Source organism: Pseudomonas sp. RW407, assembly GCF_003176655.1.
Classification (GTDB): domain Bacteria; phylum Pseudomonadota; class Gammaproteobacteria; order Pseudomonadales; family Pseudomonadaceae; genus Pseudomonas; species Pseudomonas delhiensis.
In genome coordinates this window covers 298,227-318,912 of sequence record NZ_QGSL01000088.1, presented here as the reverse complement: position 1 = coordinate 318,912, position 20,686 = coordinate 298,227, and the positions used below count along the sequence as shown (strand labels likewise).

Below are 20,686 nucleotides of genomic sequence, written 5' to 3'. Positions count from 1 at the left end.
ACGCTACTTCCTTAACGTGGCGTTGAACCTTTGCTCCAGCGAGGCGACGATTTTCTGCGTAGTCGCGTTCACCTCGTCATCGTTAAGAGTGCGTGATGGATGCTGCCAGGTCAAGCCGACGGCCAAGCTTTTTCCAAGCGGATCAATACCTTTACCCTGATAGACATCAAACAGCCTGAGGTCGGTCAGGAATTCGCCGGCCTCTTCGCGGATGGTCGACAGGATGGATTCCGCCGGAATATCGCGGTTGACCACCAGTGCCAGGTCACGGCGCACCTCGGGGAAACGCGACAGTTCGCTGAACTTCGGCAGGCGGCCGCGGACCAGTTCACCCAGCACCAGTTCGAACAGGTAGACCGGGCGATCCAGGTCCAGGGCCTTGGCCAGCTCGGGGTGCAGGGCACCGACGTAGCCGACCAGTTCGCCATCGCGCTCGACGCGGGCGGTCTGGCCCGGGTGCAGCGCCGGGTGCTCGCCGGGGACGAAGGTGAAGGCATCGGCGGCACTGGCGCTGGCCAGCAGGGCTTCGACGTCGGCCTTGATGTCGAAGAAGTCCACGCCTTCACGGACGTTGCTCCAGCCTTCCGGCTCGCGACTACCGCAGAGCACACCGGCCAGCATGTTTTCCTGCTGCAGGCCTTCGAGCTGGCCGACGAAGCGCAGGCCGCTCTCGAACAGGCGCACGCGGGTCTGCTGGCGGTTGAGGTTGTGCTGCAGCGCCTTGACCAGGCCCGGCCACAGCGAGGCGCGCATGGCGGCCATGTCGGCGGAGATCGGGTTGGCCAGCATCAGCGGCTTCACGCCCGGGCTGAACAGTTCGAACAGCTTGGGATCGATGAAGCTGTAGGTGATGGCTTCCTGGTAGTCGCGGGCGACCAGCAGGCGGCGCAGCGCCGGCAGCTCGGCCTGGGTTTCCGACTTGGTGTTGGGCGCCAGGCGTGCCTGCGGGTAGCGGACCGGCAGGCGGTTGTAGCCGTACAGGCGGCCCAGTTCCTCGATCAGGTCGACTTCCAGGGAAACATCGAAGCGGTGGCTGGGAACGCCGACCTTCCAGCGCCCTTCCCCATCGGCCTGCACCTGGAACTCCAGGGCGGTGAGCAGGCGCTCGATTTCCGCACCGTCCATTTCCATGCCGAGCATCTGGGTGACGCGCTCGATGCGCAGCACCACCGGCTCGACCTTGGGCAGGCTGGCTTCGCTGACCTGCTCGACCACCGGGCCGGCCTCGCCGCCGACGATCTGCAGCAGCAGCTCGGTGGCGCGCTCCATGGCGCGACGGGCCAGTTGGAAGTCCACGCCACGCTCGTAGCGGTGCGAGGCGTCGGTGTGCAGGCCATAGGAACGGGCCTTGCCGGCGACGGCGATGTTGTCGAAGAAGGCGCTTTCCAGGAACAGGTCGCGGGTCTTGGCGCTGACGCCGCTGTGCTCGCCACCCATGACGCCGGCCATGGCCAGGGCGCGTTCGTGGTCGGCGATCACCAGGGTGTCGGCGCGCAGGGCGACTTCCTGGCCGTCCAGCAGCACCAGCTTCTCGCCCTCTTCCGCCATGCGCACGCGGATGCCGCCCTTGATCTCGTCGAGGTCGAAGGCATGCATCGGCTGGCCCAGCTCGAGCATCACATAGTTGGTGATGTCCACCGCGGCATCGATGCTGCGGATGTCGGAACGGCGCAGGCGCTCGACCATCCACAGCGGCGTCGGCTTGCTCAGGTCGACATTGCGGATCACGCGGCCCAGGTAGCGCGGGCAGGCGTTGGGCGCCAGCAACTCGATGGAGCGGACTTCATCGATGCCGGGGGCAACCGGCTTCACATCGACGAAGGTGACCGGCGCCGAGTACAGCGCCCCGACTTCGCGGGCCAGGCCGGTCAGGGACAGGCAGTCGCCGCGGTTGGGGGTCAGGCCGATCTCGATGGAGGCGTCGTCCAGCGCCAGGTAGTCGCGAATGCTCGCGCCCACCGGGGCGTCGGCGGCCAGCTCCATCAGCCCGGCGTTGTCGTCGCTGATTTCCAGCTCTTTCGCCGAGCACAGCATGCCGTTGGACTCGACGCCGCGCAGCTTGGCCTTCTTGATCTTGAAGTCGCCCGGCAGCTCGGCGCCGATCATGGCGAAGGGGATCTTCAGGCCCGGGCGCACGTTGGGCGCGCCGCAGACGACCTGGAAGGTCTCGCTGCCGTTGCTGACCTGGCAGACGCGCAGCTTGTCGGCGTCCGGGTGTTGTTCGGTGCTCAGCACCTCGCCCACCACCACGCCGCTGAAGGCGCCGGCGACGGGGATCACGGCGTCGACCTCGAGGCCGGCCATGGACAGACGAGCCACCAGCTCGTCGCGGGAAACCTGCGGATTCACCCAGCTCCGCAGCCATTGTTCACTGAATTTCATCCTGTTCTCCTAAGAAGTCGTTGACGTCGTGCGCGGCCTAGCGGAATTGCCCGAGGAAGCGCAGGTCGTTGTCGAAGAACAGGCGCAAGTCGTTCACGCCGTAGCGCAGCATGGCCAGGCGTTCGATGCCCATGCCGAAGGCGAAGCCCTGGTATTTCTCCGGGTCGATGCCGGACATGCGCAGCACGTTGGGGTGCACCATGCCGCAGCCCATGACTTCCAGCCAGCCGGTCTGCTTGCACACGCGGCAGCCCTTGCCGCTGCACAGCACGCACTGGATGTCGACTTCCGCCGAGGGCTCGGTGAAGGGGAAGAACGAGGGACGGAAGCGCACCGAGAATTCCTTCTCGAAGAAGGCGCGCAGGAATTCCTCGATGGTGCCCTTGAGGTCGGCGAAGCTGACGTCTTCATCGACCAGCAGGCCTTCGACCTGGTGGAACATCGGCGAGTGGGTCAGGTCGGAGTCGCAGCGGTACACGCGGCCGGGGCAGACGATGCGGATCGGCGGGCGCTGGTTCTCCATGGTGCGCACCTGGACCGGCGAGGTGTGGGTGCGCAGCAGCATGTTCGCGTTGAAGTAGAAGGTGTCGTGCATCGCCCGCGCCGGGTGGTGGCCGGGGATGTTGAGCGCTTCGAAGTTGTGGTAGTCGTCTTCGACTTCCGGGCCCTCGGCCACTTCATAGCCGATGCGGGTGAAGCATTGCTCGATGCGTTCCTTGGTACGGGTCACCGGGTGCAGGCCGCCGGAGGTCTGGCCGCGGCCCGGCAGGGTCACGTCGACGCGTTCGGCCGCGAGCCTGGCCGCCAGCGCGGCGCCTTCCAGGTCGGTCTTGCGGGCGTTGAGCGCCTCCTGGACCTTTTCCTTGGCAACGTTGATCAGCGCACCGACCTTGGGGCGCTCCTCGGCCGGCAGGTCGCCCAGGGTCTTCATCACCTGGGTCAGTTCGCCTTTCTTGCCGAGGTAGTGAACCCGGATCTGCTCCAGGGCGTTGACGTCTTCGGTGTTTCGCACAGCGTCCAGGGCCTGCGAAACCAGCGCGTCCAGGTTTTCCATGTACCAACTCCAGATACAAAATAGGGGAAGAGCGGTAAGGCTCTTCCCCTATCGGTGACGTTACGTCCGGACCGAAATCCGGTAACTGTCGTGGGGCTTAAGCCAGGCTGGCCTTCGCTTTCTCGACAATCGCGGTAAACGCCGCTTTTTCGTTCACAGCCAGATCGGCCAGGACCTTGCGGTCGATCTCGATGGCCGCCTTTTTCAGGCCGGCGATCAGACGGCTGTAGGACAGACCGTTCTGACGAGCACCAGCGTTGATACGGGCGATCCACAGGGCGCGGAACTGACGCTTGCGCTGACGACGGTCACGGTAGGCGTATTGGCCGGCCTTGATCACCGCCTGCTTGGCAACGCGGAACACGCGGGAACGCGCGCCGTAGTAGCCTTTGGCGAGTTTCAGAATCTTCTTGTGACGACGACGGGCAATCACGCCACGCTTAACACGAGCCATTTAACTATCCTCTACCAGAAATCAACGCAGACGCAGGGAGCGTTCTACACGGCGTACATCGGAAGCAGCGAGCATCGAGGTGCCGCGCAGCTGACGCTTACGCTTGGTGGTCATTTTGGTCAGGATGTGGCTCTTGAAAGCGTGCTTGTGCTTGATGCCACCAGCAGTCACTTTGAAGCGCTTCTTGGCGCCACTCTTGGTTTTCATCTTTGGCATGTTTGGTACTCCGCATTCGTTAACAACTGATAACCATCAGGCCTGCCAGTGCCCGGGAGGTTATTTACGCTTCTTGGGAGCGATGACCATCATCAGCTGGCGTCCTTCCAGCTTGGGATGCTGTTCCACGGTGCCGTATTCGGCGAGGTCGGTCTCGACCCGCTTCAACAGCTCCATGCCCAGCTCCTGGTGGGCCATCTCACGACCACGGAATCGCAGGGATACCTTGGCCTTGTCCCCTTCACTAAGGAAACGTACCAGGTTGCGTAGTTTTACCTGGTAATCCCCTTCTTCCGTCCCTGGACGAAACTTGATTTCTTTGATCTGTTGCTGGTGCTGGTTCTTCTTCGCCGCAGCCGCCTGCTTCTTCTTCTCGAACAGGTGCTTGCCGTAATCCATGATGCGGCAGACAGGAGGCACCGCATCGGCAGAGATTTCAACCAGGTCCAGCTTGGCCTCGTCGGCGTGGCGCAGCGCCTCATCAAGGGACACTACGCCGATCTGCTGACCGTCGGCACCGATCAGACGCACTTCGCGTGCGGTGATGTTCTCGTTGATCGGCGGTTTCGGGAGAGCCCGCTTATCCTGTCTCATTTCACGCTTAATAATGATTACTCCGAGTCTTGGCGACCACGCCGGGAAACCGCCCGAGTCAACAGCTCGACGAACTGGGAAAGCGGCATCGAGCCGAGGTCTTCCCCTTCGCGCGTACGTACGGCGACGGCCTTCGATTCAACCTCCCTGTCCCCAATAACCAGGAGATAGGGAACCTTGAGCAAGGTATGCTCGCGGATTTTAAAGCCGATTTTCTCGTTTCTCAAGTCGGACTTGGCACGGAATCCGCTTTCCTCGAGCGTACGGACCACTTCCTCGGCGAAATCGGCCTGCTTGTCGGTGATGTTCATGACCACCGCCTGGGTCGGCGCCAGCCAGGCCGGGAACAGGCCGGCGTAGTGCTCGATCAGCATGCCGATGAAGCGCTCGAAGGAACCGAGGATCGCGCGGTGCAGCATGACCGGGCGCTTGCGGTTGTTGTCTTCGGCGATGTAGCTGGCGTCCAGGCGCTCCGGCAGGTTCGGGTCGTACTGCAGGGTGCCGCACTGCCAGTTGCGGCCCAGGCAGTCCTTCAGGGTGAACTCGATCTTCGGGCCGTAGAAGGCGCCCTCGCCCGGCTGGTATTCCCACTCCAGGCCGGATTCGTTCAGGGCGTCGGCCAGCGCGCCTTCGGCGCGGTCCCACAGCTCTTCGGAACCCACGCGCTTGGCCGGACGAGTGGACAGCTTCATGGAGATGTCGGAGAAGCCGAAGTCGGAGTAGACCTGCAAGGTCAGCTTGATGAAGTCGGCCGCTTCCTTCTTCACCTGGTCCTCGGTGCAGAAGATGTGCGCATCGTCCTGGGTGAAGCCGCGCACGCGCATGATGCCGTGCAGCGCGCCCGAGGGCTCGTTGCGGTGGCAGGCGCCGAACTCGGCCAGGCGCAGCGGCAGGTCGCGGTAGGACTTCAGGCCCTGGTTGAAGATCTGCACGTGGCACGGGCAGTTCATCGGCTTGACCGCGAAGTCGCGGCTTTCCGATGAAGTGGTGAACATGTTCTCGGCATAGTTCGACCAGTGGCCCGAACGCTCCCAGAGGATGCGGTCGACGACCTGCGGGGTGCGAACCTCGACGTAGCCATGTTCGCGCTGCACCTTGCGCATGTACTGCTCGAGCACCTGGTAGACGGTCCAGCCGTTGGGGTGCCAGAAGACCATGCCCGGGGCTTCTTCCTGCAGGTGGAACAGGTCCAGCTGCTTGCCGATGCGGCGGTGGTCGCGCTTTTCAGCCTCTTCGATGCGCTGGACGTAGGCGGCCAGCTGCTTCTTGTCGGCCCAGGCGGTGCCGTAGATGCGCTGCAGCTGCTCGTTCTTCGAGTCGCCGCGCCAGTAGGCACCGGAAATCTTGGTCAGCTTGAAGGCCTTGAGGAAGCGGGTGTTGGGCACGTGCGGGCCGCGGCACATGTCCACGTACTCTTCGTGGTAGTACAGGCCCATGGCCTTCTCGTCGGGCATGTCCTCGACCAGGCGCAGCTTGTAGTCCTCGCCACGGGACTTGAACACCTCGATGACCTCGGCGCGCGGCGTCATCTTCTTGATGACGTCGTAGTCCTTGTCGATCAGCTCGGCCATGCGCTTCTCGATGGCCGCCATGTCCTCGGGGGTGAAGGGGCGCTCGAAGGAGATGTCGTAATAGAAACCTTCGTCGATCACCGGGCCGATGACCATCTTCGCGCTCGGGTACAGCTGCTTGACCGCGTGGCCGACCAAGTGCGCGCAGGAGTGGCGGATGATCTCCAGCCCTTCCTCGTCCTTCGGGGTGATGATCTGCAGGGTCGCGTCGTGCTCGATCTTGTCGCAGGCATCGACCAGCTTGCCGTTGACCTTGCCGGCCACGGTGGCCTTGGCCAGGCCCGCGCCAATGGATTGCGCCACCTCGGCCACGCTGACCGGGTGATCGAAGGACCGCTGACTACCGTCGGGAAGAGTAATGATGGGCATGGCGCCTCCTCTCCTAGTGGTGACCCCTACGAAAGGCCACATGGGTTGGGATGTGCCAGTAAGCGTCGCCCGCCGGGCAGGCCTGCCTCACAGTGGCAGGCGCCTTTTCGGCACCCTGCGCTTGCGCGCGCGGACGGAGATCACTGGAAGAAAAACGAACGAAGCCCCGACGAACGGGGCAGGTCGCCATGGTACTGCATGTCGGGGCAACTGACGAGCGGCATCAATGCGAGTCGATGAAAGCGAGCACGGCGCGGTTGAAGGCGGCCGGGCGCGTGGCGTTCATGCCGTGGGAAGCGCCGGCGATGACGTCGCTGCGCACGTCCGGCAGCGTCTGCGCCAGGGCCTCGACCACCTGCGGGAAGGGCTCGGGGCTGAGTTCGCCGCGCAGCAGCAGGGCCGGCACCGCCAGGGTGGCGAGGCGCGAGCGCCCGAGCGGCTCCGGGCGGTCGGCGACCTGGCCGATCAGGGTCATGGCGTTGTCGCTGGCCATGTCGCGGAAGTGCCGCGAGGAACGCCGCCAGATGCCGGGCCCGCTGACGGTGTCGACGAACAGTTCCAGGCCCGCCTCGACCTCGCCCTGGCGGATCAGCTGCAGCGCCTGCTCGCGGAAACGGTTGCGCTCGGCCGGCGCCGCCGGCACGGGCACGCCGGCGGCCTGGAACAGGTCGGCGGCGAAGTCCCCGCCCGGGTCGCACAGCACCAGCGAGCGCAGGCGCTCGGGCGCCGCCAGCGCCAGGCGCAGGCAGATATTGCCGCCGCGCGAATGCCCCAGCAGGTGTACCGGCTCGCCCTGCATTTCGATCAGCGCGAGCAGGTCCTCCACATGCTGGCCGGTAGTGAAATCCGCACCCTCGCCATTCCAGCGCTGCGGGTAATAATGTCGAAGGCTGGGCGCCAGCAGGCGATAACGCTCGCCCAGGCCGCGCAATTGCCATTGCCAGTAGCGGTAATCGCAGAGCGAGCCGTGCACCAGCACCAGCGGCACGCCCTCCCCCTGCACCAGGCAGGCCAGTTCATGTCCATTGAGCGAATACGACTGGACATTCGAAAGCATCTACATCCCCTGTTGCATGGCGCACGCAAGATATCGGCGGAACCCATGGCGAACCGCCATCTAGTTGATGGGCGCGATTATCCGCGATTCGCGCCATGGCGATAAACCCATACATTGGGAAGGACCTTTGCATTGCGGCGAAAAGTACCCGGTCGAAGATTAATTATTGCGTCGCCCGCTTATTTAAATTAATAATTCGCCGCCCACATAACTTTCCGAACACAATGGTCGCCGAACAGCTGCGCACCGATATCCGTTTCGGAATGACCTGCCCTGGAGTGCAAACATGTCCAAACTCGCGGAATTCCGTGAAGCCGAACGCCTGCTCAAAGAACAACTGGCCCTGCTGGAAAAGCTGAAGAACGACAGTTCCCTGAAGAAGGAACTGGAATTCAAGGATCAGCTGCAGGCCCTGATGGACGAATACGGCATGAACCTGCGCAACGTCATCGACATCCTCGATCCGCAGGGCACCGCCAACAACGCCGCCGCCGCGCCGGCCGCCAGCGCCCCGCGCCGCAGCCGCCAGCTTAAGGTGTACAAGAACCCGCACAACGGCGAAGTGGTCGAGACCAAGGGTGGCAACCACAAGACCCTGAAGGCCTGGAAACAGCAGTACGGCGCCGAGACCGTGGAGTCCTGGCTGCAGAAGTGATGCCCCGTCCCGCGGCGGCCGAAGCCGCCGCGGGAACTTTCGCGGAAACATCCGCTGACGACTCGCACTTGAAAGGCCCGGCCAACACCCGGATAATGCCGCCGCGAGTCATGAACTTCAGGTCGCCCCTCCCGACGCCACCCACCCCAACCAGGGCGCCGCAGTCGGGATACACAGGGCCACGGCCAGCAGCCAGTCACTGGCAGGCGTATCCAGCGTTCCCTCTTGAGAACGCAGCAAATCGTCCTTACATATTTGGCAAGCCCGAACTTCGGGGGCTGGCGTATTCTCCCGCCATGGCGCCCTCGAAAGACCCTTCGAGTTTTCATTCGCTGCCACATTCCGGTCATGGATATCACGCATTCTGCGTTCGACCGGAGTTTTTTACGTTTCACGCGGTCATAGGACCGTGACTATTTGGAAGAAAGACAATATGAAAAAAAGCACTCAGATCCAGGAGGCGATCCGCACCCTCAAGGCAGCTTTCGCCCCGCTCAACTGCATCATCCTGGCACCGCGCAAGGACAGCTTCAGCTTCGCCCTGGTGGACGAGCACGGCATCGCCTGCCACAGCGAGCGGCTCTACCCGCAGCAGTATCAGGCCGCAGAGCCGCTGCAGGCCGTCATCGCCCGCGTGCAGAGCACCCTGGCCGCCTGACCGGCACCCGACGAAAAGCCCCGCCGATCAGACTGTGTGAAAAACCGAGCGGCTCTTCGAAGAGCGCGTTCCTACGTGAAATCTGAAGAGGCTTGGCTATTCAGCCAATCCAGAATCCACGTAGAAACGCGAAATCCAGGTTGTTTTTTAACCAGTGGGACCGATCCTGAGGTTTTCACGCAGTCTGCTCGGCGGGCCTTTTTCGTTGCTGGGTGGGGGGCTTTTCGTAGGAGCGAGCTTGCTCGCGAACGGTGCTCACCGGCGGTTATGGCGTATTGGGTTGGCCCCGCAACCCTCTCCCCAGCCCTCGGCTGCGCGCCCCGCCCTGAAGGGAGAGGGGGCTAGTCCGTGCCGAGAGAGGATTTGATGTCAGCCGGCAACTCCAGAGTTACCGGCTGACTCTGGAAAACCCAACCGCTCCGAACGGTCCCCTCTCCCTTCAGGGAGAGGGTTAGGGAGAGGGCGCTCTCAACCCCAGCACCTGCAATCCCCAGCCAACTCTGTTCGCGAGCAAGCTCGCTCCTACGAAAAGCCCCTCAATTCACCACATTGCGCACGAAGCGCAACAGGCTGTCGCCCAGGTTCCGGTAGGAGAACCGCTGGTTGCTCTTGAACACGTGGAAGCCGCCGCTGGCCACTTCCCAGCGCTGGCCGTCGATCTCCAGGGTCAGGTGGCCCTCGATGACGTAGACCATGTCGTACCAGCCTTCGGCGTCGGGTTCGGCGTCGTAGCTGTCGCCCGGGGCCAGGGCCCAGTGCCACAACTCGGCCTGACCCCTGGCCGGGGTGCTGGCCAGCAGGGTGCCGCGGCTGTCGGCCTGGCGGCCGGCCCAGGCCACCACGTCGACGCGGGCGAGGTCGCCGGCCTGGGGCGCGCGCACCAGGTCGGCGAAGGTCACCACAAGGGCCGCGGCGATGCGGTCGAGGGTGGCCAGGCTAACGTTGGTGTCGCCGCTCTCGATGCCGACCAGCATGCGTCGGCTGACGCCGCTGGCCTTGGCCAGGGCGTCCTGGCTCAGCCCCGCGGCGCGGCGCAGGGTCTTGACGTTGTCGGCGACGTGGACGAGCACGCTGGGGCGTTCATTGGTGTTGGGCAATATATTGCTCATTCGGCCGGTTTTGCGCATTATGTTGCACATAAGCATACGCCAGGTCCCTGGCCACATTTCAACCCTTTTGGTCTGCCCCCATGCCGCGTTCCCGTTTCGCCACGCTGTTCTTCCCGGTCGCCCTGCTGCTGGTCGCCATGGCCTCGATCCAGGGCGGCGCGGCCTTGGCCAAGAGCCTGTTCCCGGTGCTCGGCGCCCAGGGCGTGACGGCCATGCGCCTGCTGTTCGCCGCCATCATCCTGCTCGCCGTGCTGCGCCCCTGGCGCAAGCCCGTCGCGCGCGGCTCCTGGGGCCCGCTGCTGGCCTACGGCATCACCCTGGGCTGCATGAACCTGATGTTCTACATGGCCCTGCGCACCATCCCCCTGGGCGTCGGCGTGGCCCTGGAGTTCACCGGGCCGCTGGCGGTGGCGCTGTACTTCTCGCGCAAGCCCATCGACTTCCTGTGGATCGCCATCGCCGTGCTCGGCCTGTGGCTGCTGCTGCCCGTCGGCGACCTCGGCCACGGCGTCGACCCGCTGGGCGCCGCGCTGGCCCTGGGCGCCGGGGCCTGCTGGGCAATGTACATCCTCTTCGGCCAGCGCGCCGGCAACGACCACGGTACCCAGACGGCGGCCATGGGCGTGACCATCGCGGCGCTGTGCATCTTCCCCGTCGGCCTGGCGCATTCGGGCGCCGCGCTGTTCGACCTGCAGCTGATCCCGGCGCTGCTGGGCGTGGCGGTGCTCTCCAGCGCCTTGCCCTACACCCTGGAGATGATCGCCCTGACGCGCCTGCCGGCGCGCACCTTCGGCACCCTGATGAGCATCGAGCCGGCCTTCGCGGCGCTGTCCGGCCTGGTGTTCCTCGGCGAGCAGCTGACCTCGCTGCAATGGCTGGCCATCGCTGCGATCATGGTCGCCTCGGTGGGCACCACCCTGACCAGCCAGCCGAAGCCGGCGGCCGCCAGCGTGGCGGCGGACTGATCAGGCGCCGAGCGTCGCCGCCAGCCGTTCCTGGATGAAGTCCAGGAAGCACTGGATGCGCAGCGCCAGCTGCGAGTTGCGGTAGTACACCGCGTTGATCGGCTGGTGCTGCTCGCGCACCCACTCCGGCAGCACCTTGACCAGGCGCCCGGCGGCGATGTCGTGGCAGGTCATGAAGCCCGCCAGGCAGGCGATGCCCTGGCCGGCCAGGGCCAGCTGGCGCAGCGTCTCGCCGCTGGAGGCGGAGAGACTGGGGGTGATGGCCAGGCTCTCGCCGCCGGCGTGGCGCAGCGGCCAGATGTTCAGGCTCTCCGGCTGGGTGAAGCCGAGCAGACTGTGCCGCGCCAGGTCCTCCACACTCTGCGGCGCGCCGTGCCGCGCCAGGTAGGCCGGGCTGGCCAGCAGGTTCAGGCGGCTGCTGCCCAGCGGCCGGGCATGCAGCGTCGAGTCGCTGAGGGTGCCGATGCGGATGGCGATGTCGGTGCTCTGTTCCAGCAGGTCGATGTTCAGGTCGTTGGTGTTCAGCTGCAGCTCGATGTCCGGGTACTGCTCGCGGAAGGCGCCGATGTGCGGCACCACGGCGTGCAGCATGAAGGGCGAGGCAGCATTGATCCGCAGGCGCCCGGCCGGCCGTTGCCGGCGCAGCGCCAGGCGTTCCTCCAGGTCCTCCATCTGCGCCAGGATGTGCCGCGCGCTGTCGAGGAAGAGCTGGCCCTCCTCGGTGAGCTTCATGCGCCGCGTGGTGCGGTTGAGCAGGGTGGTGCCGAGCTTGTCCTCCAGGCGAGCCAGGGTGCGGCTCACCGCCGAGGCGGTGAGGCCGAGCTGGTCGGCGGCGGCGGTGATGGAGCCGCTGTCGATGACGGTGGTGAAGGTGCGCAGTTCGTCGGATTGGACTTTCATTGGGGGCCTGTCGGTGGCTGCTTCTAGCTCGCGAATGGTGTTTGCCGGTGGGGGTGGTGCATGGGGTTGACTCCGTTCCCTCTCCCCAGCCCTCTCCCTGAAGGGAGAGGGGGCTTGTCCGTGCTGAGAGAGGATTTGATGTCAACCGGCAACTCTGGAGCTGCCGGCTGACTCTGGAAAACCCAACCGCTCCGAACGGTCCCCTCTCCCTTCAGGGAGAGGGTTAGGGAGAGGGTGTTCTTCAGGCCAAGTACCGAGATTGCCGGCGAAGCCCCGTTCGCGAGCAAGCTCGCTCCTACAAGTAAAGCCGCCACTCAGAACGTCCCTGGATAAGCCCCGCCATCCAGCAACAGATTCTGCCCGGTGAGATACCCCGCATGGGCGCTGCAGATGAAGGCGCAGAAGGCGCCGAACTCCTCCGCCGTGCCGAAGCGCCCGGCGGGGATCGCCTGCAGCCACTGCTGGAGCTTGCCCTGGTCGTCGCCCAGGCCCTTGCGCAGGCGGTCGGTGTCGAAGGAGCCGGGCAGCAGCGCGTTGAGCGTGACGTTGCGCGAGGCCAGGCGCGGCTGGCGGGCAAGGCCTGCGACGAAGCCGGTGAGGCCGCTGCGCGCGCCGTTGGACAGGCCGAGGATGTCGATGGGCGCCTTCACCGCCGAGGAGGTGATGTTCACCACCCGGCCGAAGCCGCGCTCGGCCATGCCGTCCACCGTGGCCTTGATCAGCTCGATGGGGGTGAGCATGTTCAGCTCCAGGGCGCCCAGCCATTCCTCGCGGCCCCAGGCGCGGAAATCGCCGGGCGGCGGGCCGCCGGCGTTGTTGACCAGGATGTCCACCTGCGGGCAGGCCGCCAGCAGCGCCGCGCGGACCTCCGCCTGGCCCACGTCGCCGGGCACGCAGCGCACCTCCACGCCCGGCGCGTGCCGGCGCAGTTCCGCGGCGGTGGCCTCCAGGGCCTCGGCGCCGCGGGCGTTGATCACCAGGTTCACGCCTTCGCCGGCCAGCGCCCTGGCGCAGCCCTTGCCCAGGCCCTTGCTGGCGGCGCAGACCAGTGCCCAGCGTCCTGCGATTCCAAGATCCATGGTGTTCTCCTGTTCGAAGCGAAAGTGGCGGCCACGACATTTACCCGTGCCGTGGCCGAGGCGCAAGCCGCCGCTTTCAGTCCCAGGCCGGGGCCAGGCCGGCCGGGCTGGTGATGCGCTCGTTGCGCTCCAGGCCGGCGATGGCGGCCATGTCCGCCTCGCTCAGGCTCAGCTCGCGGGCGGCGAGGTTGCTCGCCAGGTTGGCGCGCCTGGTGGAGGAGGGGATCACCGCGTAGCCCAGCTGCATGGCCCAGGCCAGCACCACCTGCGCCGGGGTGGCGCCATGGCGCTGGGCGATCTCGCCGATCACCGCGTCGCCCAGCACCTTGCCGTAGCCCAGAGTCATGTAGGAGGTGATGCGGATGCCGTGGCGCTTGGCGAAGTCGGCGACCTTGCGGTTCTGCAGGTAGGGGTGCAGCTCCACCTGGTTGGTGGCGATCTCGCCGGCGCCGACCACGTCGATGGCCTGCTGCATCAGCGCCAGGGTGAAGTTGGACACGCCGATCTCGCGGGCCAGGCCGCTCGACTTGGCTTCGGCCAGGGCCTCCATGTACTCGGCGACCGGCACCGCGCCGCCCGGCGAGGGCCAGTGGATCAGGCAGAGGTCGACATAGTCGGTCTTCAGCTGGCACAGGCTCTCCTCCAGGCTGGGGACCAGCCGGTCGCGGGAGAGGTTCTCGGTCCACACCTTGGTGGTCAGGTACAGCTCGCCGCGGGGCACGCCGCTGGCCAGCACGGCCCGGCCGACCTCGGCCTCGTTGCCGTAGATCTGCGCGGTGTCGATGGCGCGGTAGCCCAGCTCCAGCGCGGTGGACACCGAGTCGATGACCACCTGGTCCTTGAGGCGGAAGGTGCCGAGGCCGAGGTCGGGAATGCTCATGGGAATCTCCAGTGGGGGGATGGGTTGTACTGGAGCTTAGTATCCCGGGAGGCACTGCTGAGAAAAACGCCGGTAGCGGCAAAGGATAGTTGCTGTGAAGTCACGAATTGTAGGAGCAGGCCCTGCCCGCGATTTCGCGCGCAGGGCGCGCTCCTGCAGGGGAATGGTGCGGGGATCTCATCCGCGAATCGCGCCGGTGATTCCGGCTATCGCACGGCTTTTCGTAGGAGCGAGCTTGCTCGCGAACCGCATGGCACCGCGTTTGTTCGCGAGCAAGCTCGCTCCTACGAAGAGCGCGCAAAAGAAAAGCCCGAGGCTCAGTTGCCGGCGGCGGCCGCCGCGGCCTGCTCGGTCAGGGTCTCGGTGTGGTCGCCGTGGTTCTTGCTGAACTGCGGGGCCAGGGAGCCGATGATCATGCCGAAGGCGCTGCAGATCAGGCCCACCAGCTGCGGCGGCCAGAAGTCGCCTTCCTGGTGGCCCATTTCCAGCGAGATCCAGCCGATCAGGCCGCAGGCGATGGCGGTCAGGGCGCCCTGGGTGGTGGCGCGCTTCCAGAACAGGCCGAAGAACAGCGGCACCACGGCGGCGACCAGGGTCACCTTGTAGGCGTTGCCGACCATCTCGTAGATGCTGGCGTTGGAGTACAGGGCGAACACGCAGGTGGCGATGGTCATGGCCAGCACGCTGGCGCGCATCAGCTTCAGCGCCTGGTGGTCGTTCAGGTGCGGCAGCATGGGCTTGAGGATGTTCTCGGTGAGGGTCACCGAGGGGGCCAGCAGGGCGCCGGAGGCCGAGGACATGATCGCCGAGAGCAGGGCGCCGAAGAACATGATCTGGGCGAACATCGGGGTGCGCTCCATGATCAGGTGCGGCAGGATCTGCTGGGCGTCCTCGTTCAGCCAGTGCTGGACCATCTGCGGGTCGATCATCGACGCGGCGTAGGTCAGGAAGATCGGCAGCATGCAGAACACCAGGTAGCAGCAGGCACCGGTCATGGTGGCGCGCGAGGCGATCTTCTCGGTCTTGGCCGACATCACCCGGGCGTACACGTCCTGCTGCGGGATGGAGCCGAACATCATGGTCACCGCCGCGCCGAGGAAGGCGACTATGTCCTTGGCCGAGGTGCCCTGCAGGAAGTGGAACTTGCCTTCGGCCGCGGCGTGGCTGATCACCACCTGCGGGCCGCCGGCCATGTCGCCGATCAGCCAGACCAGGTAGCACAGGCCGCAGACGATGATGATCATCTGCAGGAAATCGGTCAGGGCCACGGACCACATGCCGCCGAACAGGGTGTGCAGCAGCACGATCACGGTGCCCAGCAGCATGCCCTGGGTGGTGCTGATGGCGCCGTCGGAGAGCACGCTGAAGCACACGCCCAGCGCGGTCAGCTGGGCGGCGACCCAGCCCATGTAGGAAATGATGATCACCAGGCTGGTGAAGATTTCCACGTGCTGGCCGAAGCGCTTGCGGAAGAAGTCACCGATGGTCATCAGGTTCATGCGGTACAGCGGGCGGGCGAACACCAGGCCCACCAGCATCAGGCAGCCGAAGGAGCCGAAGGGGTCTTCGATGATCCCGGCGAAGCCTTCCTGGAGGAAGGTGGCGGGAATGCCCAGGACGGCTTCGGAGCCGAACCAGGTGGCGAACACCATGGTCACGACCAGGGGGAAGGACATGCTGCGGCCGGCCGCTGCGTAGTCCGAGGAGTTGTGCACGCGGGTCGCGGCGTAGAAGCCGACGATGACCGTAATCAGCAGGTAGATCCCGACAAACCAGATCAGCATTTGTTCGTTCTTTCCATTGGCTGGCCAGGTGCGCGCGGCGGGGTAGGGAGGCGCAGACTGGCAGGTTTTTGTTTTTGGACTTGGCGGCCCGGCTTGCGCCAGGCCCGGTCGGCAGGAGGGGCTGCCGGCCGGGACGCAACGGGCGAGCAGTCTGCCAAAGACGTAAAATATGTCAAACAATTACAGAGCGATTGAATGAAAAAAATGACAGGCGTGCTGTCTTGATTCGCCCAACTGTTTGATTTAGTGAGGTTGCTCTGTGCCGGTAGTCAGAAATATTTGACAGCTGGTGTTCGATAAGAACAACGATCGTGCCGGTCGGGCGTGACCTGGAAGGCGTTTCGTGACTGTTGCGTCCAGGTCATGCCCGCGCCCTGGGGCCTCCCGCTTTCGTCCAGGGGGCGCCGGCCTGCGCCGCGCATTGACCCGGCGGGTATGGAAAACCGCCGCCAGCCAGTAGAATCGCGGCTTTTTCGCACAAGGACGCCCCATGAGCCTCTACCAGCCCGGCATTCTCGCCACCCCGGTGCCCGCCCACGCCCGCCACCTGTTCTTCGACCTGCAGGCTGCCGAGCACCTGCCGGCCGCCCTCGACCGCCTGCTGCGCCTGGCCGATGGCGAGGCCGTGGTGGTCGGCTTCGGCGAATCGCTGGTGCGCGCGCTGGGCCGCCAGGTCGCGGGGCTGCGCGAGTTCCCGGCGCTGGCCGGCGCCGGCGTCGACAACCCTTCCACCCAGCACGCCCTGTGGCTGTGGCTGCGCGGCGAGGAACGCGGCGAGCTGCTGCTGCGCACCCATGAGCTGGAGCGCGAGCTGGCGCCGGCGCTGGTTCTCGCAGATAGGGTCGAGGCCTTCCGCCACGGCGCCGGCCTGGACCTGACCGGCTACGAGGACGGCACCGAGAACCCCCAGGACGACGACGCAGTGGCCGCGGCGGTGGTCGCCGGCGCCGGTGCCGGCCTGGACGGCGGCAGTTTCGCCGCCCTCCAGCAGTGGCGCCACCAGCTGCAGGTCTTCGCCGCGCTGCCCCAGGCCGAGCAGGACGACATCATCGGCCGGCGCAAGCGCGACAACGAGGAACTGGACGAGGCGCCCGAGTCCGCCCACGTCAAGCGCACCGCCCAGGAGAGCTTCGAGCCCGAGGCCTTCGTGGTGCGCCGCTCCATGCCCTGGACCGCGGGCAGCGACGCCGGCCTGATGTTCCTGGCCTTCGGCCGTACCCTGGATGCCTTCGAGGTGCAGCTGCGGCGCATGAGCGGCCTGGAGGACGGCATCGTCGATGCCCTGTACCGCTTCAGCCGCCCGCTCAGCGGCGGCTACTACTGGTGCCCCCCGCGCGGCGCGGCCGGTCTGGACCTGAGCGCGCTGCTGGGTTGAGGCGCCCGGGCACCCGCCGCGGCGGGTGCCCGCCTGCTCAGCGGCTGAGGTGGATGCGCATCTGCGTGTAGCCGTTGACGAAGCGGCCGGTGCTGCCGAAGGCCGCGTAGCGGAAGGCCCGGTGCATGGCGGTGAGGCCGTTGCAATGCAGGTTGCGCAGCTTGCGGTAGGCGTTTCGATAGTGATGAAGGAAGTTCTGCACGAAGGACTTCTCCCTGTTCGTGTCTGGGCGATCCCTGCGTTGAGCGGTATCGACAGTATGGTTGGGCCTGGAGAGCCTGCCAGTCGCCGGTTCGTCAAACTTATGGCGACATCCGGCGAACGATGCATTTCGCTCCAATTCGGCGTCGTAAATCTGACTATGGCGCGGCGACGCTGGCAATCTGATTTCGTCCAGGCCGTTTTCCAGTCCTATCCCCGAAAGACCGCAGAAGATCGCGACCGTTCCCGTCACGCTTGAAATTGACGCAGCCCTGTCTGTCAGACGTCTGATCGCCCACCCGGCCGCGCTAGCCCCGGCGACGCCGCTGGCCCGTCACTGCGACCGGCGCTTGACGGCCGCCCCCGGCTTCGCCTAAGTTGGCCGCCATGACCCGCACATCCCTGAACCTCGGCCGAATCATTATTACCGCCATTACGCAATTGGCGGGTTAGCCGACGTCCACCGAACCCGCCCTAGAGGCGGGTTTTTCATGACTGTCTCCAGGGCGCCGAAAAAGAGCCCAGCAGGAGACAGGCAATGAGCCCCCACCGTGTGACCCAGGCCATCGAACAGGCGGATCGACTGATCAACGCCCGGCAGTTCGAGCCCCTCATGGACTTCTACACCGACGACGCCACCCTGGTGCTGCGTCCGGGCCTGAGCGTCTGCGGCAAGGCGCAGATCCGCCGCGCCTTTGAGACCATCGACCAGTACTTCCACGGCAGCCTGCAGGTACGCCAGGCCGCCATGGAGGTGCTGGAGGCGGGCGACACCGCGCTGGTGCTGGCGCGCACCCTGGTGGCCGGCGAGACCGACGAGGGCCCGCAGGTGCAGGCGCGCAAGGCCACCTACGTGTTCCGCCGCGAGGCCGACGGCCAGTGGCGCTGCGCGGTCGACAATTCCTACGGCGCCGACCTGCTCGACGGCCTGCCGGCCGGCGGCCGAACCCGGGAGGCGCGGGCATGAGCCAGGACGCGCTGCTCAAGGAATACGTGCGCAAGATCCTCGCCGCGCCGGTCTACGACGTGGCCATCGAAACCCCGCTGCAGGGCGCGCGGCAGCTTTCCGAGCGCCTGGGCTGCCAGGTGCTGCTCAAGCGCGAGGACCTGCAACCGGTGTTCTCTTTCAAGCTGCGCGGCGCCTACAACAAGCTGGCGCAGCTGAGCGCGGCGGAGCGGGCGCGCGGGGTGATCGCCGCTTCCGCCGGCAACCACGCCCAGGGCCTGGCGCTGGCGGCGAAGGAACTGGGCGTGAGCGCGACCATCGTCATGCCGCGCACCACCCCCGAGCTGAAGGTCCAGGGCGTGCTGTCCCGCGGCGGCGAGGTGGTGCTGCACGGCGACGCCTTCCCCGAGGCCCTGGCCCACGCCCTGCAACTGGCCGAGGCCCACGGCTATACCTTCGTGCCGCCCTACGACGACCCGGACGTGATCGCCGGCCAGGGCACCGTGGCCATGGAAATCCTCCGCCAGCACCCCGGGCGCCTGGACGCCATCTTCGTGCCGGTGGGCGGCGGCAGCCTGATCGCCGGCATCGCCGCCTACGTGAAGTACCTGCGCCCGGAGGTGAAGGTCATCGGCGTCGAGCCGGACGACTCCAACTGCCTGCAGGCCGCCCTGGTGGCCGGCGAGCGCGTGGTGCTGCCGCAGGTGGGCATCTTCGCCGATGGCGTGGCGGTGGCGCAGATAGGTGCGCACAACTTCGAGGTGTGTCGCCATTACGTGGACGAGGTGATCACCGTCAGCAGCGACGAAATCTGCGCGGCGATCAAGGACATCTACGACGACACCCGCTCCATCACCGAACCCGCCGGCGCCCTGGCGGTGGCCGGGATCAAGCGCTACGTCGAGCGCGACGACGCGGCGGGGCAGACCCTGGTGGCCATCGATTCCGGCGCCAACATCAACTTCGACCGCCTGCGCCACGTGGCCGAGCGCGCCGAGCTGGGCGAGCGCCGCGAGGCCATCCTGGCGGTGACCATCCCCGAGCGCCCGGGCAGCTTCAAGGCCTTCTGCGAGGCGGTGGGCAAGCGCCAGATCACCGAGTTCAACTACCGCTACGACCGCAGCGAGGAAGCGCAGATCTTCGTCGGCATCCAGACCCACCCGCAGAACGACCCGCGCCCGGCCCTGGTGGAGCGCCTGCGCGAGCAGGGCTTCCCGGTGCTGGACCTGACCGACAACGAGGCCGCCAAGCTGCACATCCGCCACATGGTCGGCGGCCGCGCGCCGCAGGTGGAGCAGGAGCGGCTGTTCCGCTTCGAGTTCCCCGAGCGGCCGGGGGCGCTGTTCAACTTCCTCAGCAAGCTCGGCGGGCGCTGGAACATCAGCCTGTTCCACTACCGCAACCACGGCGCCGCCGACGGCCGCGTGCTGGCCGGCCTGCAGGTGCCCGAGCACGAGCGTGGCGAGCTGGGCGCGGTGCTGGACGCCATCGGCTACCGCTACTGGGACGAGAGCGAGAACCCGGCGTACCGGCTGTTCATCGGCTAGGGCAGGGCAGTGGACTGGCGAACTTCGCCGCGATTGGCCCTTGGGCCGGCCCCGGGGCCGGGGTAGCTTGGGGGCACAACCCAAGGGGCCCGTGGCCCGAGGAGCCGTCCCATGTCCATCCGCAACCCCCGCCACCTGCTGCTCGCCGGCCTGGCCCTGGTGCTGGCGCTGCCCGCGCTGGCCCTTGCCGGCGGCCACGAGAAGATCGCCACCCTGCAGGAACACGCGCTGCCCGACGCCCCCGGCAAGAAGGGCCTGCTGATCGAGGTCGGCTACAAGCCCGGCGAGGCGTCAGGGCCCCACGTGCATGCCGGCGCGGTGTTCGCCTACGTGCTGGAGGGCGCGGTGGTGTCGCAGCTGCAGGGCCAGGCGCCGGTGACCTACAAGGCCGGCCAGTCCTGGTACGAGGCGGCCAACACGCCGCACCTGGTCTCGCGCAACGCCAGCGCCACGCAGCCGGCCAGGCTGCTGGTGTGGATGCTGCTGGACGAGCAGGCCCCGGTGCTGACCCCGCTGAAACAGTGAGATTGCCGCCGCCGGCCATTTCTGCTGGGATGCCCCGGTCGACCGTCAACGAGGGGCCCGCCATGGCCAGTTACCAGGAACTCTTCGCCATCGGCGAAAACTTCGACGCCTTCGTCGCCCACGGCCTGCCGGCGGAAATCGCCGCGGTGCGGGTGGTGCAGCGAAGGCTCGACGAACCGGGCCTGATCGGCGCGGCCACCGGCGAACGCCTGGCCGCGGTGCAAGGCCGCTACCACCTGCTGGTGGCCGGCGAGATGTGGTGCCCGGACTGCCAGCTCAACGTCACCGCGCTGGACTGGCTGTGCCGCCGGCAGCCGCGCATCGACCTGGCGGTGATCTCCAAGGGCCGCGCCGAGGACGACCTG

Annotated in this window: 21 protein-coding genes; 8 read left to right on the top strand and 13 right to left on the bottom strand. The window is 66.3% G+C overall.

Features of this window, described 5'->3' with window-relative positions:
* Nucleotides 1-3: 3 nt before the first annotated feature.
* From pheT to DK254_RS08005, 7 genes are all read right to left on the bottom strand, one after another.
* Complete coding sequence (gene pheT, locus DK254_RS08040) at nt 4-2,382, bottom strand: phenylalanine--tRNA ligase subunit beta (protein WP_109933355.1); 2,379 nt, start codon at nt 2,380-2,382, stop codon at nt 4-6.
* A gap of 37 nt (nt 2,383-2,419) precedes the next feature.
* Nucleotides 2,420-3,436, bottom strand: a complete 1,017-nt coding sequence (gene pheS, locus DK254_RS08035) for a phenylalanine--tRNA ligase subunit alpha (protein ID WP_109933354.1) — start codon at nt 3,434-3,436, stop codon at nt 2,420-2,422.
* A gap of 97 nt (nt 3,437-3,533) precedes the next feature.
* Nucleotides 3,534-3,890 (bottom strand): 50S ribosomal protein L20, encoded by a 357-nt coding sequence (gene rplT, locus DK254_RS08030; protein ID WP_003099086.1) that lies wholly within the window; start codon nt 3,888-3,890, stop codon nt 3,534-3,536.
* A 21-nt stretch (nt 3,891-3,911) separates the two neighbouring features.
* The gene (gene rpmI / locus DK254_RS08025) at nt 3,912-4,106 is read right to left on the bottom strand and encodes a 50S ribosomal protein L35 (RefSeq protein ID WP_009617012.1); all 195 of its coding nucleotides are present in this window, start codon (nt 4,104-4,106) and stop codon (nt 3,912-3,914) included.
* A 60-nt stretch (nt 4,107-4,166) separates the two neighbouring features.
* On the bottom strand, nt 4,167-4,718 hold the full coding sequence (gene infC, locus DK254_RS08020; RefSeq protein ID WP_176450353.1) for a translation initiation factor IF-3: 552 nt from the start codon (nt 4,716-4,718) through the stop codon (nt 4,167-4,169).
* Nucleotides 4,718-6,640 (bottom strand): threonine--tRNA ligase, encoded by a 1,923-nt coding sequence (gene thrS, locus DK254_RS08015; RefSeq protein WP_109933353.1) that lies wholly within the window; start codon nt 6,638-6,640, stop codon nt 4,718-4,720. The genes infC and thrS overlap by 1 nt, the downstream gene beginning before the upstream one ends.
* 223 nt (nt 6,641-6,863) lie before the next feature.
* A complete protein-coding gene (locus DK254_RS08005) occupies nt 6,864-7,697 on the bottom strand; it encodes an alpha/beta fold hydrolase (RefSeq protein WP_109933352.1) in 834 nt (277 codons plus the stop codon).
* Nucleotides 7,698-7,983: 286 nt separating this feature from the next.
* Between DK254_RS08005 and DK254_RS08000 the strand changes: the two genes are divergently transcribed.
* Together DK254_RS08000 and DK254_RS07995 are read left to right on the top strand one after the other, a co-directional pair.
* Nucleotides 7,984-8,352 (top strand): histone-like nucleoid-structuring protein, MvaT/MvaU family, encoded by a 369-nt coding sequence (locus tag DK254_RS08000; RefSeq protein ID WP_109933351.1) that lies wholly within the window; start codon nt 7,984-7,986, stop codon nt 8,350-8,352.
* Between the two features lie 433 nt (nt 8,353-8,785).
* Nucleotides 8,786-9,010 (top strand): hypothetical protein, encoded by a 225-nt coding sequence (locus DK254_RS07995; RefSeq protein ID WP_074980397.1) that lies wholly within the window; start codon nt 8,786-8,788, stop codon nt 9,008-9,010.
* Between the two features lie 536 nt (nt 9,011-9,546).
* On the opposite strand, the gene DK254_RS07990 is transcribed toward DK254_RS07995, so the two are convergent.
* Nucleotides 9,547-10,149, bottom strand: a complete 603-nt coding sequence (locus tag DK254_RS07990) for a helix-turn-helix domain-containing protein (RefSeq protein ID WP_177412035.1) — start codon at nt 10,147-10,149, stop codon at nt 9,547-9,549.
* A gap of 50 nt (nt 10,150-10,199) precedes the next feature.
* Here DK254_RS07990 and rhtA point away from each other — a divergent pair, with 50 nt between their 5' ends.
* Nucleotides 10,200-11,084, top strand: coding sequence for a threonine/homoserine exporter RhtA (rhtA, locus tag DK254_RS07985; protein ID WP_109933349.1), 885 nt, complete (start codon nt 10,200-10,202; stop codon nt 11,082-11,084).
* On the opposite strand, the gene DK254_RS07980 is transcribed toward rhtA, so the two are convergent.
* From DK254_RS07980 to DK254_RS07965, 4 genes are all read right to left on the bottom strand, one after another.
* Entirely contained in the window at nt 11,085-11,984 is a 900-nt protein-coding gene (locus DK254_RS07980; protein WP_109933348.1) for a LysR family transcriptional regulator, read from the bottom strand.
* Between the two features lie 314 nt (nt 11,985-12,298).
* Nucleotides 12,299-13,063, bottom strand: coding sequence for an SDR family oxidoreductase (locus tag DK254_RS07975; RefSeq protein WP_109933347.1), 765 nt, complete (start codon nt 13,061-13,063; stop codon nt 12,299-12,301).
* Between the two features lie 76 nt (nt 13,064-13,139).
* Nucleotides 13,140-13,943 carry a 2,5-didehydrogluconate reductase DkgB gene (dkgB, locus tag DK254_RS07970; RefSeq protein ID WP_109933346.1) on the bottom strand — a complete coding sequence of 268 codons (804 nt, stop codon included), beginning with the start codon at nt 13,941-13,943 and terminating at the stop codon, nt 13,140-13,142.
* 317 nt (nt 13,944-14,260) lie between these two features.
* Nucleotides 14,261-15,727, bottom strand: a complete 1,467-nt coding sequence (locus DK254_RS07965; protein ID WP_109933345.1) for a sodium:solute symporter family protein — start codon at nt 15,725-15,727, stop codon at nt 14,261-14,263.
* 490 nt (nt 15,728-16,217) lie between these two features.
* Here DK254_RS07965 and DK254_RS07960 point away from each other — a divergent pair, with 490 nt between their 5' ends.
* Nucleotides 16,218-17,102, top strand: coding sequence for a Dyp-type peroxidase (locus DK254_RS07960; RefSeq protein ID WP_109933344.1), 885 nt, complete (start codon nt 16,218-16,220; stop codon nt 17,100-17,102).
* Between the two features lie 37 nt (nt 17,103-17,139).
* Here DK254_RS07960 and DK254_RS34110 read toward each other — a convergent pair whose 3' ends face one another.
* On the bottom strand, nt 17,140-17,304 hold the full coding sequence (locus DK254_RS34110; protein ID WP_158546406.1) for a hypothetical protein: 165 nt from the start codon (nt 17,302-17,304) through the stop codon (nt 17,140-17,142).
* A gap of 537 nt (nt 17,305-17,841) precedes the next feature.
* On the opposite strand from DK254_RS34110, the gene DK254_RS07955 reads away from it, so the two are divergent.
* The 4 genes from DK254_RS07955 to DK254_RS07940 all read left to right on the top strand — a co-directional run.
* Entirely contained in the window at nt 17,842-18,270 is a 429-nt protein-coding gene (locus tag DK254_RS07955) for an SgcJ/EcaC family oxidoreductase (RefSeq protein ID WP_089394356.1), read from the top strand.
* 11 nt (nt 18,271-18,281) lie between these two features.
* Nucleotides 18,282-19,796 (top strand): threonine ammonia-lyase, biosynthetic, encoded by a 1,515-nt coding sequence (gene ilvA, locus DK254_RS07950; RefSeq protein ID WP_177412047.1) that lies wholly within the window; start codon nt 18,282-18,284, stop codon nt 19,794-19,796.
* A 111-nt stretch (nt 19,797-19,907) separates the two neighbouring features.
* Entirely contained in the window at nt 19,908-20,321 is a 414-nt protein-coding gene (locus DK254_RS07945; protein WP_109933342.1) for a cupin domain-containing protein, read from the top strand.
* Nucleotides 20,322-20,383: 62 nt separating this feature from the next.
* Nucleotides 20,384-20,686: thioredoxin family protein (locus DK254_RS07940; protein ID WP_177412046.1), on the top strand; the 303-nt coding region annotated here is incomplete at its 3' end.

What these genes read in the sequence shown, in the direction of transcription:
- rhtA (WP_109933349.1), top strand. Translation starts at nt 10,200, where the DNA reads ATGCCGCGTTCCCGTTTCGCCACGCTGTTCTTCCCGGTCGCCCTGCTG.
- rplT (WP_003099086.1), bottom strand. Translation starts at nt 3,890, where the DNA reads ATGGCTCGTGTTAAGCGTGGCGTGATTGCCCGTCGTCGTCACAAGAAG.
- DK254_RS08005 (WP_109933352.1), bottom strand. Translation starts at nt 7,697, where the DNA reads ATGCTTTCGAATGTCCAGTCGTATTCGCTCAATGGACATGAACTGGCC.
- DK254_RS07955 (WP_089394356.1), top strand. Translation starts at nt 17,842, where the DNA reads ATGAGCCCCCACCGTGTGACCCAGGCCATCGAACAGGCGGATCGACTG.
- DK254_RS07960 (WP_109933344.1), top strand. Translation starts at nt 16,218, where the DNA reads ATGAGCCTCTACCAGCCCGGCATTCTCGCCACCCCGGTGCCCGCCCAC.
- DK254_RS07990 (WP_177412035.1), bottom strand. Translation starts at nt 10,149, where the DNA reads ATGTGCAACATAATGCGCAAAACCGGCCGAATGAGCAATATATTGCCC.
- DK254_RS07965 (WP_109933345.1), bottom strand. Translation starts at nt 15,727, where the DNA reads ATGCTGATCTGGTTTGTCGGGATCTACCTGCTGATTACGGTCATCGTC.
- DK254_RS07995 (WP_074980397.1), top strand. Translation starts at nt 8,786, where the DNA reads ATGAAAAAAAGCACTCAGATCCAGGAGGCGATCCGCACCCTCAAGGCA.
- DK254_RS08000 (WP_109933351.1), top strand. Translation starts at nt 7,984, where the DNA reads ATGTCCAAACTCGCGGAATTCCGTGAAGCCGAACGCCTGCTCAAAGAA.
- DK254_RS07980 (WP_109933348.1), bottom strand. Translation starts at nt 11,984, where the DNA reads ATGAAAGTCCAATCCGACGAACTGCGCACCTTCACCACCGTCATCGAC.
- pheT (WP_109933355.1), bottom strand. Translation starts at nt 2,382, where the DNA reads ATGAAATTCAGTGAACAATGGCTGCGGAGCTGGGTGAATCCGCAGGTT.
- DK254_RS07945 (WP_109933342.1), top strand. Translation starts at nt 19,908, where the DNA reads ATGTCCATCCGCAACCCCCGCCACCTGCTGCTCGCCGGCCTGGCCCTG.
- rpmI (WP_009617012.1), bottom strand. Translation starts at nt 4,106, where the DNA reads ATGCCAAAGATGAAAACCAAGAGTGGCGCCAAGAAGCGCTTCAAAGTG.
- pheS (WP_109933354.1), bottom strand. Translation starts at nt 3,436, where the DNA reads ATGGAAAACCTGGACGCGCTGGTTTCGCAGGCCCTGGACGCTGTGCGA.
- thrS (WP_109933353.1), bottom strand. Translation starts at nt 6,640, where the DNA reads ATGCCCATCATTACTCTTCCCGACGGTAGTCAGCGGTCCTTCGATCAC.
- dkgB (WP_109933346.1), bottom strand. Translation starts at nt 13,943, where the DNA reads ATGAGCATTCCCGACCTCGGCCTCGGCACCTTCCGCCTCAAGGACCAG.
- DK254_RS07975 (WP_109933347.1), bottom strand. Translation starts at nt 13,063, where the DNA reads ATGGATCTTGGAATCGCAGGACGCTGGGCACTGGTCTGCGCCGCCAGC.